Below are 14,255 nucleotides of genomic sequence, written 5' to 3'. Positions count from 1 at the left end.
AATTGGGAAATTGGTGTGAAACTTTACATATCGATTCATGTAATTTCTTTTATCTCCCCTAACTTTAACTCCATCTATGAAGACATAGGCAAGGTCTAACTCATCATGAAATATTTGCCTAGATAGCTTATCTTTTTTAACTAATATAGGGTGGGCAATGCTCACCCTATTTATTTTTTGTGAGACTATAGCGGACGATAGACGCGATAGTTGATTTCAGGGAAGATATTATCCATTAACTCAACTTTTTCCAGCCAACCACTGTCAACTTTGCCGACTTTAACATCTTCGTAAAGCTTATTAAACCGCATTAAGTGCGATCGCGTCCGTCTAACTGCATAGGGTACCATTGTTCCCGTCCGCATAATAAATGCCCAGTCGGAAGATTGTGCTAATAACAATTCTCTCGCTGCTTGGTTGAGCGCTCTCCACTGCAATTCATCTTCTGGTTCCAAATGCGATATTTCAATCATCCGTTCAGCAGCTTTGTGCAAATGCGGATAGACCCACGCGTTCGTTTCATTCAACCAGTATTCGTGGAAACCCTTGAAACCCCAACTCGACTGCGAAGGACGACAAACTTGCTGAGTTGGCTGATCTCGCAAATAGTCTGCTAAATGGGTCATTTGATATGTCTTTTGGTCATACCACGACTTACGGAATAGATAATCGATGAACCAGGGGCCTTCATACCACCAATGTCCAAATAACTCTGCGTCATAAGGCGAAACGATAATTGGCGGGCGCTGCATCATACCATAGAGATGCTCAGATTGCTGCTCTCGGTTATACATAAAGTTGGCAGCGTGTTCTGCGGCCTTTTCTCTAGCCCAATAAGGATCATAAAGCGCCTTATCTGAAAGCCCTAAACCACGTCCAGTAATTTTGTGATACTTAATACCCGTATTTTTTCTCTGGCCATTGGGCATGATATAGGGCTTGATATACTCATATTCTGCTTCCCAGCCCAAATCTTTGTAAAATTCTCGATATTCCGCCGCCCCAGGATAGCCCACTTCAGAAGACCATACCTGTTGGGAAGATTCATGATCTCGACCAAAGACAGCAACACCAGTTTCTGTATAAATTGGAGCATAAGTGCCAAAGCGCGGACGCGGACGGGCGTAAAGGATGCCATGCCCATCAGTGAGGAAGTAGCGTAACCCAGCATCGGCTAGCATTCGCTCTAAACCCTCATAGTAGGCGCATTCCGGCAACCAAATGCCTCTGGGTGCTTGTCCAAAAGTTTGCTCGTAATGTTCGCAAGCTACCTGAATTTGCGCCCACACCGCTTCTGGATACATTTTCATCAACGGCAAATAGCCGTGAGTAGCGCCGCAAGTGATGATTTCTAGGTTGTTACTATCTTGGAACTGCTTAAAAGCTGTCACCAAGTCACCTTGATTGCGTTCCCATAGCTGACGCGCTTCTTTAAACTCTGTAATGTAATGTTCAGCTAAATAACGAAGATGTCCGTTATTGACATTATGTTCTGCTTCTAGTTCTATAAGTTCTTCTAGTTGGGTCAAGTGTGCGTCATAGCGTTCTTGCAGCAGAGGGTCACGAAGCATCGACACTAGAGGTGGTGTCATACTCATCGTGATTTTAAAGTCGATACCGTCTCGCTTTAAGCCTTCAAATACTTTCAATAATGGAATGTAGGTTTCTGTGATGGCTTCATAGAGCCATTCTTCCTCCAGCACGTAGTCACTTTCAGGGTGACGAACGAAGGGCAGATGTGCGTGAAGTACAAGCGCGACGTAGCCGATAGCCATAGTGATTTTGGGGTGATACTTGTAAGTTGAAGGTCGAGAGGTTTGGCTGAAATTAACAATATTTTAAGACTTTATGGGGATAGTGAAGATACGAGTATCAACTTTTCACATAAAAGGAACGCTTAGGCTGCTGCTTCGTGTTAACTATTCATCTGTAACCAAATTATTAATCCTAATCTCTAGTACCTACTAGATGTACATGACCTAAAGTCGTGACAAGTCTATTTTCCAACTTTTTAGGTGCATGGTGTAAAAGTAGCGAAATTGGAATATATCTGCTAATTACTATTTTCATGTTCAGCAATATATTGGTATCCAGCTTCACTAATTTCCCATCCGCGTCGGGAATCACTTTTTACAAGTCCTTCTTTCATCAATTTGTAACGAATCCATTTTGTTCTTTTTTGCCAACGAGGTTATACAACAGTATAAATACCTGCTATATTTTTATACTTATGCTCTAGATAATCTGTTCCCCAATCTGGAGTACTGAGTTGAATTATTTCTCCAGTACAAGGAATTCTACTCACTTTAAAAACTAATGCACCCGAACTCTTTTCTGTCAGTTTCCTAAATAAATTTTTCAACTTGTAGATTTGGCCCTTTTATCTCTATGTTGATCAAGTTTATTTCGTGATGTGTATGATTACCCCTACTATTTTTTGATTGGCGATCGGCAGAATTATCCAAAAAAACGCTCAACTCGAACGCCGAAGCTTGGTAACAGAGGCGATCTAATTTCGTCATTAGCCAGCAAGGTTGCAATCAGTTTTAATTGGGCTGCTTCTCGGCGATAAACTTCTAACTGCTGTAATTGCCAATTTGCAATCCAATATTCTTGCACCTCTAAGCGAAGCTATGCCGTTGGCGTTCGCGCAGCATGTCGCAGACAAGCCTCTTGAAGAGAAGCTTTAGGCTGTGCTATCGAGCGTCATAGCCCGTCGTAGACATCGCATTCCTTATTCTTCATCCCGGTATAACTGCTGCAAGTCCTGTAACTGAGTCTTGCGAGAAATTCGGCGATATTTTTTACTTTCTAGCTTGGGTTCGTATTGACTCTGCCCTTTGCCTTTGCTTTTTAACTTCATCGTAGATTCAGGATCAGCTTGTTGGTGCAGCTGAGTTTGACGAGCGATCGCATCATCCAAAAATTCTAAATAATGTTTATATCGTTCCCAGTCTCCCCGCACCACACATTCCGGCTCGTCTCGATGCAAGCAATCACTAAACCGACAGCTAGCAACTGCTAACCGCTTTCTTGCTTCTGGAAAATAATGAATTAATTCTTCTGGGATACAATCCATGTCCGGCTGATTAAAGCCGGGTGTGTCTGCAAGCATTCCACCGCTAGGCAACTCAAATAATTCTATGTGGCGAGTCGTATGACGACCACGAGCTAGTTTGCCAGAAACTTCTCCCACTCGCAACTTAGCATCAATCAGCGTATTAATCAGGCTGGATTTGCCAACACCGGAAGGCCCAGCAATTACAGTAATTTTATTACTCAAATATTTAGCTGCTTGGTCAGTATTTATACCATCTTTGACGCTGATAAATATTGGTTCATAGCCCCAACCAAGGAAGCGATCGCTAACTTGCTGCTGTTCTTGTGGTGAAATTAAATCACTTTTATTCAAACATAAAAGTACATCCAAACCAGTAGACTCAGCCTTAATCAGAAACCGACTCAGTTGATAAGGTTCCAAAGGTGGATCAGCAACAGCAAATACCAATAGGATTTGGTTGACATTAGCGATCGCTGGACGATCCAATTCACTTTGGCGGGGTAAAACATCAGCGATCGCACCCCGCCCTCCAGCCCAATCTGGCTCTTCTACCACCACGCGATCGCCTACCATCACCTGTTGACCGATTTTTTTCAGTCGTGTTCGGCGAGTACAGAGGAGGAGAAAATGAGGGGGATTGGGAAGAGGAGGATCTTGCTCCCTCATCTCCCTGATCTCCCTATTCTCTTGATCCAGCTGTACTCGGTAAAAATTAGCTTGTACAGCCACCACCGTACCCAATAACTGTCCAGTTGCAGCAAGATTTTCCCCTGTCATTGGCTAGCAACTGGACGGCGTACTAACAGAGAAAAATAACTAGTGCAGTTTGTAATTTGTTCCACCTGATAACCTGCCATTGTCAGACTATCGGGAACCTGCTCAATCGGCTCACCAGGGTCTAGCCAGACTTCTAGTAAACCTCCCAATGGCATTTTCTCTAGACGTAGTTTTGTCCGCACAAAATTAATTGGGCAAGGAGTGCCGCGTAAATCAAGTTGAGCATCAGGAGTTAAAAGAGAAGAGGGCTTCATTACTTAAATAAATTTCCCAAGAATCCTTCTAGACCGCCTTTACCAGTGCGATCTCCCTTAATTTTAGCCAGCTTCTCCAATAATTCCCTCTCCTCAGGAGTGACCTTGGTGGGAATATCAATTAATACTGTCAGCATGTGATCCCCTCGACTAACGGGATTACCCAAACGGGGTACGCCGCGATTTTCCAACTTCATCACCGTATTGGGCTGCGTTCCAGCCGGAATGATCAGTTCCACAGGCCCATCTACCGTATCTACCTCTAATCGACAACCTAAAATCGCTTGCAGGTAGCTAAGTTTGATTTCCGAGAGAATATTAATGCCATCCCGTTGGAATTCCTCGTCCTCATTTACAAACAAGTAAACGTACAAATCTCCAGGAGGGCCACTGCGTTGGCCGGCATCTCCTTCACTAGAAATCCGCAAGCGTGTGCCATTATCCACACCAGCCGGAATGGTAATTTTGAGTTTCTTTGTGACTTGATTTGCGCCCTTACCATCACAGGCATCACATTTATCTTCAATTACCATCCCTGTCCCATTACAGGTCGGACAAGTCGAAACTTGGGTAAAACTGCCAAAAGGTGTTCTAGTGACACGGCGGACTTGACCCGATCCGGTACAAGTAGAACAAGTCCGGGGGCGGGTTCCAGGTTTAGCACCAGAACCGCTACAAACTTCACAATTTTCTAAATGGGAAATGCGAATTTCTTTTTCCCCGCCAAATACCGCTTCCCGAAAGTCTAACTTCAGGTCTAGCCGCAGGTCATCACCCCTAGCAGGCCCACTGCGCCGTCTTTGTTGCGTGGGATTACCCATACCGCCAGCAAAGCCACTAAAAATGCTTTCAAAAATATCGGCAAAACCACCCATATCACCGACATCTTGGAAACCTGAGCCAGCACCTGATACACCTTCAGGGCCAAAGCGATCATAACGAGCGCGGGTTTCTGGCTCTGAGAGTACCTCATAAGCGCGGTTAATTTCTTTAAAGCGATCCTCCGCCCCCGGTTCTTTGTTCACATCTGGGTGATACTTCCGGGCTAAACGGCGATAGGCTTGTTTAATTTCTTCTTTGTCGGTGTCACGAGAGACACCCAGGATTTCATAATAGTCGCGGGCCATATAGCAAAGGTAAAAGTTAGAAGGAAGAAAGCAGAAGGCAGTAGAACGTCACGGTCACTTGCTACCCTACCGAAAAGTGTTTTGCCTATAGATGAGGCAATACAGTATCTTTTAGAGAGCGGCTTGCCGGAGGTCAGGCAGAAGATAAAATTAATTTTTGTTAATAACTGATTTTACCCTTTACCTTTTACAAAAATCACCGACAAATCTTGAGCAACAGGTGCTTTCCTCGTGGGAGACGACAAAAGCGATAGAAGTTAGCAGCAGGGGAAGCCTATGCTCAGACTTCTCGCTGCCGAGTCGGCTGTCTCTTTTACAATTGTGCTACGTAGGAGAGGAAAACCTCGCCCATCAACCAGAGGGGCTAGCCGCACCATTAGGTGTGGAAAACCACCCAGATGCAATGGAAGTGCATCTGAACTTGTACGCTGCCTAGCCCACAGTAATTTGCTTCTACAATCTAACAAACTGCTGGGGTCTTGTGAAACTTCGCTAAATTTATAATCTAAATATATAGATATATTAAAGTGCCTTAATAAAAATCTGCAACTTAGGGGGCAGGGCGCAAGGGAGAGAATAAAGAATTACCTTTTTATTTACTCTTTCCCCTCTGCTCCCTGCCCCTCTGCCTCTTGCCAATGCCCAACTCCTAATCTATTGCCTCATAATCAACGTGAGCAGTACTTTCTTCGTCAAAATCAAAGTTGAATTGTGGTATTAATGTGCCATTCATTGGTGAGTCTACTTCTGGGGTAGAAAGATTAGCTGAAGCCTCTTCAATCTCATCACTTTGGCTGTTAGCTCGATTGTAAACATCAGCACCAATTGCAAATAGAGTTTGTTGGAAGTCGTCTAAGCGTTGCTTAAATTCCACAGTGGAGATGGTGGAGTCAATCATGGCAGCTTGAAGTTGTGCAACTTTTTCACTGGCCAAGGTTTTCATTTGCTCACCGATAAAGCTGCTATTATCCTTGATGGTGGATTCGTAACTGAACAAAAGATTATCTGCTTGGTTTTTGAGTTCAACCAATTCTTTACGTCTTCTATCTTCGTCGGAAAACAGTTCGGCCTCTTGGCGCATCCGTTCGACTTCGTTGGTACTTAAACCACCTGTATTGGTAATCCTGATACTTTGTTCTCTACCTGTACCTTTGTCTTGGGCAGAAACCTTCAAGATGCCGTTGACATCGATTTCAAAAGATACTTCAATTTGCGGCACACCACGGGGCGATGGGGGAATTCCTGCTAGGAGAAACTTGCCGAGACTCTTGTTATCTCGTGACATTGCCCGTTCACCTTGGAGGATGTGAATTTCTACCGAAGTTTGCCCATCAACTGCTGTGGAAAAAATTTGTGACTTACTGGTGGGAATTGTGGTGTTGCGTTCAATAATTTTGGTGAACACTTCACCCAAGGTTTCAATTCCCAAGGACAAAGGAGTGACATCCAATAGTAAAAGATTATCGACTTCGCCACCCAACACCCCTGCTTGGATAGCTGCTCCCAATGCTACAGCTTCGTCAGGGTTGATGGAGCGATCAGGAGCTTTGCCATTGAAAAACTTAATTAGCGCGTTTTGGACTGCGGGAATACGGGTAGAACCACCGACCAAAATAATCCGATCTATATTTTGTGGTTTGAGATCCGCATCTTTGAGCGCTTGGATCATTGGTTCAATGGTAGCTTCGATTAAATTAAGTGCCAGTTCTTCAAATTTAGAGCGGCTAAGTTCCATCTCCAGATGCTTTGGGCCGGTGTCATCAGCTGTGATAAACGGCAAGTTGATGGAAGTATTCACCATGCTAGAGAGTTCAATTTTTGCCTTTTCTGCTGCTTCCCGCAGGCGTTGCAGTGCCATTTTATCTTGGGAAAGGTCGATTTTCTCTTGTTGCTGGAAGCGTTCCATCATCCAAAGGACGATCGCATTATCAAAGTCGTCTCCACCCAGTTGATTATTACCGCTAGTCGCCTTAACTTCAAAAACGCCATCCCCAAGTTGCAGGATCGATACGTCGAAGGTTCCGCCGCCTAAGTCAAATACTAAAATTAGCTGCTCTTGGTCTTGCTTGTCCAATCCGAAAGCTAAAGCCGCAGCTGTTGGTTCATTGATAATTCGCAGGACTTCTAATCCTGCAATAGTGCCAGCATCTTTAGTTGCTTGTCTTTGGGCATCTGTAAAATATGCTGGTACGGTAATCACTGCCTGAGTAACTTCCTCACCCAAGAAGCTTTCTGCATCCTGCTTAAGCTTTTGCAGGATCATGGCGGACAATTCTTGTGGTGTGTAGTTTTTTGAGCGAATATGGACATCAACGGTATCGTCTCGACCTTTGACACAGTTGTAAGGGACGCGATCGCGTTCTGTTTCAGTGTCGTCCCAACGCCGTCCGATAAATCGTTTAATACTGTAAATTGTGTTTTCGGCATTGGTTACGGCTTGGCGCTTTGCCAATTGACCAACCAAGCGATCGCCACTCTTCCCAAATCCCACAATACTTGGAGTAGTTCGTCCACCTTCAGAATTGGAGATCACCAGTGGTTGACCGCCTTCTAAAACTGCGACGCAACTGTTAGTAGTGCCTAAGTCGATCCCAATAACTTTTCCCATAATTATCAGTATTTTTACCGAGTTTACTGCTGTAATTTATCGCGGACTAAACTTTTTTGCTCCGAATCAAGGCTAGCGGATAACGTCTGTGGCATCTCTATTACTGATAGTAAGAGAGAAATTGAAACACAGAGAGTTATCCAAAGCCTTGTCTAAGTTTTAGGTACACGATGCTCGTCCTTGCTAGAACCCAGGCACTTTAGGTCAGCGAGGCGAGCGACTACAGCTTAACTGAAGGCTTGACTCGACTGATCTTCTGGTGCAGCAGGGGTATCTTCTTTGGGAGCAGCTACTTTGACCATTGCATGGCGTAGCACGCGATCACCCAAGTAATATCCGCGCACTAACTCTTCTAACACTGTTCCTTCAGGATGTTCATCCGTAGGTTCGCGCATTACTGCTTCGTGTAAGTTCGGATCAAATTCTTGGCCTTCAGGACGCATTGGTGATACACCCAAGCGCTTCAGGCTATCTACCAATTGTTTGTAAACGCCTTGGTAACTTTTGTGCATGGTCATTTCGCCTTCAGATTGCGGTTTGAGGTGCGATCGGGCCCGCTCAAAGTTATCGACTACTGGCAGCAATTCCAGAATGGTGTTCCGCTTGATCTGTGTCTCTAGCTCTTCTTTTTCTTTGCTGGTACGTTTCCGGTAATTCTCAAAATCGGCGGCAATCCGCATATATTGAGTACTACGCTCTTCTAGCTGCGTTTTGAGAGAGTCGATTTGCCCTGTCAGTTCTGCCAAAGCTGCTGTTTCCACTCCAGTTTTCTCACTTGCAGCGACGCTATTTTCTGGATTGAGATTAGCCGTATCTCCAGATACATTAGTTTGGCCTGTCACTTGCTCTGTCACCTCGCTACCAGATTCATTGAAATTAATTTGGGCTGGGGAGTCACTCTTCATTGCTTGCTTTACCTCTGTTGGTTCACCCAATTGCTGGCTTGTATTGTTTATCTGTTTATTTTCATCCATTATTGTCTACTCATTCCAGATGCTGTTGATGGCAGTGTATCTCCACAGCTTGCAACTGTCGTCATCCACGACTTGCTACTGAGGCTGATTTTTTTGCCGACAAGTTTCTGAAAATGATCTAACCGCCCTCTTATTGTGACAAATGGTGAACACGTTAGCCCAGACCCCACTAAGACGGGAACCCGAACGAATAGTGTACCTCTAAGAATCAAACGGGGCTATGTTTTAAAGATTTATTAAGTGAGTCTGTAATTTACCAAGCTACTGAGTGAACGCAAAAAAAATTCTGAGAATGCGATCGCTTACCCGCCTATCGTAAGCGATCGCAAGTTTTGACACCCATAAATTTGATTCATTTATGGAACTTTATCAGGTTAAATAAACCTACTGCAAAGGAATTCTTCTATACTGAATAATCCTTACGAAAAGGGTTTCAGGTTATTTACAGAACTTACGTAAACAATAACCAAAACCCTCATGTTCTAGTAGAGGCAATTCATGAGTTGTCCCTACCGCGTGTAGTTTTGCGTTAGTCCTAATTTATTTAGCGACTGGTCAAATTTCTTGTGAGTGCCAGGTATCAGAAATGGCAAATCAGGAAGTGGAAAAATTTTACTAAATCCAGAGGCATGAGCCAGAGAAAGAGCGGCAGCCTTCCTTGCTTAGAAGTTCGGTGACTCAGGACTTTTTTTAGAAATGAGAATTCTCTCTCCCAGCCTGGGAATACTTTAAGCAGAGGTTTCCCCAAATCAATTGCTCATTTATGAACTCGTCACCACAACGGCGCAGTACCGCTCTAACTACCAGAACAGAGTTTTCGCCCTTTGGCAACAAGCTAGTGCAATCTGGCTATGTCAATACCGAACAGATGAGGCAGGCACTAATTGAAAGCCGCAAATCTGGCAGACCCTTAACGGAAGTATTAGAGTCAATCACTGGGCAACAACTATCACCTGAGTTGCTCAGGCAATACAAAAAACAGCAGCTATTTGAACTTAAAATATTATACGGTGTTGAATTCCTCGATCCGGAAGTCAATTCATTTGGCAACACGGAGATGGCGAACCTGATCGAAACCCTCATCCCAGTAGATATTTGCCGTCGCCACCGTTTAGTACCACTATCGAAACACGAAGACCAAACCCCGCCCTCAGTTTTAGTGGCGATGGTGGCTCCAGATAATCTAGAAGCTTCTGATGATCTAAATCGCATCTTGCGCCCCCAAGGCTTGGCGTTGCAGCGCATGGTGATTACCCAAGAAGATTACCAACAGCTAATCAACCAATATTTGGATGAAATGGCTGTTAAGCAAAAGCACCTAGAACGAGAAAATGCTACAGATATTAGTCAGGATTTAGAAAATCTCGGAAATCTCGATATTGAGGATGCTCCTGAAGAAATGGAGGCTGATTTAGGAGCAGCGATGAAGGGTGCAGAGGATGCCCCAGTTATCAACCTAGTCAACAGAATCCTGGCTAAAGCTTTGCATGAGGGCGTTTCTGACATTCATATCGAACCGCAAGAAGAAAGTTTACGCATTCGCTTTCGCAAAGATGGCGTACTGCGTGAAGCTTTCCCCCTAATGCCGAAAAAAATCATCCCGGCGGTGACAGCCCGATTTAAAATCATCTCCAATTTAGATATTGCTGAACGCCGTCTACCCCAAGATGGACGCATCCGGCGGTTGTTTGAGGGACGTAAGGTGGACTTCCGTGTGAATACCTTGCCCAGTCGCTACGGGGAAAAGGTGGTGCTGCGGATTTTGGATAACTCTTCTACCCAATTGGGATTAGATAAGTTAATTACCGATCCAGAGACTTTGAATATTGTCAAGGATATGGTCAGCCGTCCCTTTGGTCTAATTTTGGTAACTGGGCCAACTGGTTCTGGGAAAACAACTTCGCTGTATTCTGCATTATCAGAAAAGAATGATCCCGGAATTAATATCAGTACTGTAGAAGACCCCATTGAATACAGTCTTCCAGGGATTACTCAAGTACAGGTAATTCGAGAAAAAGGGCTAGATTTTGCTACCGCTCTACGGGCTTTCTTGCGGCAAGATCCAGATGTGCTGCTGGTGGGTGAAACGCGGGATAAGGAAACGGCAAAAACAGCAATTGAAGCTGCCTTGACCGGTCACTTGGTATTAACTACCTTACATACCAATGATGCCCCAGGTGCGATCGCTCGTTTGGGAGAAATGGGGATTGAGCCTTTCATGGTTTCTAGTTCCCTAATTGGCGTTTTAGCTCAACGTTTGGTGCGGCGTGTATGTTCTGAATGTCGGATTGCCTACACTCCCACAACCGAAGAATTGGGTCGTTATGGTCTATCAGCTTCCTCAGATGTTGGAGTTACTTTCTATAAGGCTAACACCTTGACATTAGATGCGATCGCAGAAGCTAAAGGCAAAAATCAGCTTTGCTCAAAATGTAATGGGGTCGGCTACAAAGGGCGTTGTGGTGTTTATGAAGTCATGCGAGTCACTGAAAACCTGCAAACTCTCATAAACGAAGATGCACCTACCGAACGCATCAAGGAAGTGGCAATAGAAGAGGGCATGAAAACCTTACTGGCTTACAGTTTGGACTTAGTGCGCGAAGGTTCCACCACTCTAGAAGAAGTAGAACGGGTGACGTTTACTGATACTGGTTTGGAAGCCGAGTTAAAAGCCAAACGCAAGACTGGTCTTACCTGCCGGACTTGCGAGGCCACATTGAAACCAGAATGGCTCAGTTGTCCCTACTGTATGACATCTCGGTTTTAAGGCTAATAGTCATTGGTCATTAGTCGATGGTTAGTAACTTTAAACAAATGACAACTGACAAAGGACAAATAAAACATTAAAAGGAAGCAAAACTATGGAAATGATGATTGAAGACCTGATGGAGCAGTTGATTGAAATGGGTGGCTCGGATATGCATTTATCCGCAGGTTTGCCTCCTTACTTTCGTATCAGTGGCAAACTCACCCCCATAGGTGAGCATGTATTGACAGCCGATCAATGTCAAAGGCTGATTTTTAGTATGCTCAACAACACCCAGCGTAAAACCTTAGAGCAAACCTGGGAATTGGATTGTTCTTATGGTGTTAAGGGTTTGGCTCGGTTTCGGGTGAATGTTTATAAAGAACGTGGTGCTTATGCCGCTTGCTTACGGGCATTAAGTTCTAAGATTCCTAACTTTGAAAAATTAGGTCTGCCAGATATAGTGCGGGAAATGTGCGATAAGCCCAGAGGACTTATTCTAGTGACAGGCCCTACAGGTTCCGGCAAGACAACTACCCTAGCGGCAATGATTGACTTGATCAACCGCACTAAGGCAGAGCATATTTTAACGGTGGAAGATCCAATTGAATTTGTCTATGAACCAATTAAAAGCTTGGTTCACCAACGGCAACTAGGAGAAGATACTAAGAGCTTTGCTAATGCTTTGAAAGCAGCCCTGCGGGAAGACCCAGATATTATTCTGGTGGGGGAAATGCGGGATTTGGAAACAATTTCTTTGGCGATTTCCGCAGCAGAAACAGGACACTTAGTATTTGGTACGCTACACACCAGTTCTGCCGCCCAAACTGTTGACCGGATTATCGACGTTTTCCCCCATGAAAGACAAACCCAAGTGCGGGTGCAATTGTCTAACTCGTTAGTGGGGGTATTTAGCCAAACCTTGGTATCCAAGAAAAACCCTAAACCTGGTGAATATGGTCGGGTGATGGCTCAAGAAATTCTAATTGTTACTCCTGCTATTTCCAACTTGATTCGAGAAGGTAAAACATCCCAAATTTACTCAGCTATTCAAACAGGCGGCAAATTGGGAATGCAAACTCTGGAGAAGGTTTTAGCCGATTTTTACAAAGCCGGAACGATTTCTTTTGAAGCGGCAATGTCTAAAACTTCTAAGCCAGATGAAATCCAACGTCTCATTGGTACTTCTGTACCACCGCAGGCAGCAGGTGGGAAACCCGGTGTGGCTGCCAAAGCACATTAAAGGAACTCAGGAGATGAGGAGTTGCAGTAAGTCTTTCCCTTGTGCCCATTGCATTATATCCCATGCCCAATCCCCAATAAATAACGACTATTTTGAATTGATTTATGCCAACCTACGTTGCCCGTGTTCGGGATTCTCAAGGAAAATCCCGAACAGAAAAAATTACTGCCGAATCCTTGGTGCAAGCTCGTACTAATCTCAGAGATCAAGGTTTTGTAGTCCAAGAACTCAAACAATTTCAAGGATTTCAGCCAAATTTTGATTTAAAAAAAATCCAGAATTCCTTTGTTAAGGTTTCTGTGAAAGATAAAGCCGTTTTTTCACGTCAATTTGCCGTTTTGATGAATGCGGGAGTTGCGATCGTTAGAAGTCTAGGGGTACTTTCCGAGCAGTGTAGTAATACTAAACTCAAACAAGCCCTAATTGAGATTAGCAACGATGTGCAAAGCGGAATGAATCTTTCAGAGTCAATGCGGAAGCATCCTGATTGCTTTGATGGATTATATGTAAGTATGATTCAAGCTGGTGAAATTGGTGGTGTTTTAGACGAAGTATTAAATCGTTTAGCCAAATTATTAGAAGATGTTGCTCGCTTACAAAACCAAATTAAATCAGCATTGTCTTATCCAAGTGTTGTGGGTTTTATTGCACTTGCGATCTTTCTGGGTATGACCATTTTTCTAATTCCAGTTTTTGCCAAGATTTTTACAGAAATCGGAACTGAATTACCACCTCTAACGCAATTTTTAATGGATGCTAGTCTATTTTTGAGAAGTCCGAAGGTTTTCGTACTTATAGCTGCTCTTATAGGAGCGAAAATAGGATTTACACAATATGGTAAAACCCCTGCCGGTCGCTTAACAATTGATCGTTTTTCCCTCAAAATGCCATTGTTTGGTGACTTAATTCAAAAATCTGCGGTTGCCCGTTTTAGCCGAACTTTTGGTTCTTTGACTCGTTCAGGTGTACCAATTTTAACTTGCTTGGAAATTGTCCGAGATACATCAGGAAACGTAGTTATTGCTAATGCCATAGACGCAGCCCGTATAGAGATTCAACAAGGAGGTATGATTAGTATTGCTTTACAAAAAGATAGCGTTTTTCCAGCTATGGCAATTCAGATGATTAGCATCGGAGAAGAAACTGGAGAATTAGATGGAATGTTGATGAAAGTTGCCGATTTCTATGAAGATGAAGTCGAGCAAGCAGTAAAAGCAATGACTAGTATTTTGGAACCAGTTATGATTGTATTTGTAGGGGGTATGGTTGGAACCATTTTGCTAGCAATGTATTTACCTATGTTTAAGGTATTTGAAAAGATGGGATAGAAGATTAAAAGTTAAGAGTTAGGAGTTAGAAATTAAAACTTTTATTTCTAACTTTTAACTACTAACTGATTACTTTTATTCTTAACTCCTGTGCAGATGCGATTAATCGTATCTCTACTCCTGATTATTTAATAAAC

General features: G+C 43.7%; 11 protein-coding genes and 1 pseudogene. 4 read left to right on the top strand and 8 right to left on the bottom strand.

What is annotated here, in order from left to right; genetic code table 11:
• Nucleotides 1–185: 185 nt before the first annotated feature.
• The 6 genes and pseudogenes from RMY00_RS04485 to dnaJ form a co-directional block, all read right to left on the bottom strand.
• Nucleotides 186–1,775, bottom strand: coding sequence for a glycoside hydrolase family 57 protein (locus tag RMY00_RS04485; protein WP_322646388.1), 1,590 nt, complete (start codon nucleotides 1,773–1,775; stop codon nucleotides 186–188).
• A gap of 278 nt (nucleotides 1,776–2,053) precedes the next feature.
• Nucleotides 2,054–2,176: pseudogene (locus tag RMY00_RS36060) on the bottom strand (hypothetical protein); the annotation flags it as partial.
• A 281-nt stretch (nucleotides 2,177–2,457) separates the two neighbouring features.
• Nucleotides 2,458–2,619: a Uma2 family endonuclease gene (locus RMY00_RS04480; protein ID WP_416212033.1), complete on the bottom strand. Its 162-nt coding sequence runs from the start codon at nucleotides 2,617–2,619 to the stop codon at nucleotides 2,458–2,460.
• 115 nt (nucleotides 2,620–2,734) lie between these two features.
• Nucleotides 2,735–3,838: a small ribosomal subunit biogenesis GTPase RsgA gene (rsgA, locus tag RMY00_RS04475; RefSeq protein WP_322646387.1), complete on the bottom strand. Its 1,104-nt coding sequence runs from the start codon at nucleotides 3,836–3,838 to the stop codon at nucleotides 2,735–2,737.
• Nucleotides 3,835–4,092, bottom strand: coding sequence for a sulfurtransferase TusA family protein (locus RMY00_RS04470; RefSeq protein ID WP_100900138.1), 258 nt, complete (start codon nucleotides 4,090–4,092; stop codon nucleotides 3,835–3,837). The genes rsgA and RMY00_RS04470 overlap by 4 nt, the downstream gene beginning before the upstream one ends.
• Nucleotides 4,092–5,219, bottom strand: coding sequence for a molecular chaperone DnaJ (gene dnaJ / locus RMY00_RS04465; RefSeq protein ID WP_100900137.1), 1,128 nt, complete (start codon nucleotides 5,217–5,219; stop codon nucleotides 4,092–4,094). Before dnaJ ends, RMY00_RS04470 begins: the two co-directional genes overlap by 1 nt.
• A 157-nt stretch (nucleotides 5,220–5,376) precedes the next feature.
• Between dnaJ and RMY00_RS04460 the strand changes: the two genes are divergently transcribed.
• Complete coding sequence (locus tag RMY00_RS04460) at nucleotides 5,377–5,655, top strand: hypothetical protein (RefSeq protein ID WP_322646386.1); 279 nt, start codon at nucleotides 5,377–5,379, stop codon at nucleotides 5,653–5,655.
• A gap of 213 nt (nucleotides 5,656–5,868) precedes the next feature.
• Here RMY00_RS04460 and dnaK read toward each other — a convergent pair whose 3' ends face one another.
• Nucleotides 5,869–7,827, bottom strand: a complete 1,959-nt coding sequence (gene dnaK, locus RMY00_RS04455) for a molecular chaperone DnaK (RefSeq protein WP_322646385.1) — start codon at nucleotides 7,825–7,827, stop codon at nucleotides 5,869–5,871.
• 227 nt (nucleotides 7,828–8,054) lie between these two features.
• Nucleotides 8,055–8,804, bottom strand: a complete 750-nt coding sequence (gene grpE / locus RMY00_RS04450) for a nucleotide exchange factor GrpE (RefSeq protein WP_322646422.1) — start codon at nucleotides 8,802–8,804, stop codon at nucleotides 8,055–8,057.
• A gap of 760 nt (nucleotides 8,805–9,564) precedes the next feature.
• Between grpE and RMY00_RS04445 the strand changes: the two genes are divergently transcribed.
• The 3 genes from RMY00_RS04445 to RMY00_RS04435 all read left to right on the top strand — a co-directional run bounded on the left by RMY00_RS04445 (nucleotide 9,565) and on the right by RMY00_RS04435 (nucleotide 14,118).
• Nucleotides 9,565–11,568 carry a GspE/PulE family protein gene (locus RMY00_RS04445; RefSeq protein WP_322646384.1) on the top strand — a complete coding sequence of 668 codons (2,004 nt, stop codon included), beginning with the start codon at nucleotides 9,565–9,567 and terminating at the stop codon, nucleotides 11,566–11,568.
• Nucleotides 11,569–11,662: 94 nt separating this feature from the next.
• Complete coding sequence (locus RMY00_RS04440) at nucleotides 11,663–12,790, top strand: type IV pilus twitching motility protein PilT (protein WP_322646383.1); 1,128 nt, start codon at nucleotides 11,663–11,665, stop codon at nucleotides 12,788–12,790.
• Nucleotides 12,791–12,894: 104 nt separating this feature from the next.
• Complete coding sequence (locus tag RMY00_RS04435; protein WP_322646382.1) at nucleotides 12,895–14,118, top strand: type II secretion system F family protein; 1,224 nt, start codon at nucleotides 12,895–12,897, stop codon at nucleotides 14,116–14,118.
• Nucleotides 14,119–14,255 lie beyond the last annotated feature (137 nt).

This window comes from Nostoc sp. ChiVER01 (assembly GCF_034531155.1).
GTDB lineage: Bacteria > Cyanobacteriota > Cyanobacteriia > Cyanobacteriales > Nostocaceae > Nostoc.
This window is presented reverse-complemented; position numbering and strand designations above follow the sequence as displayed.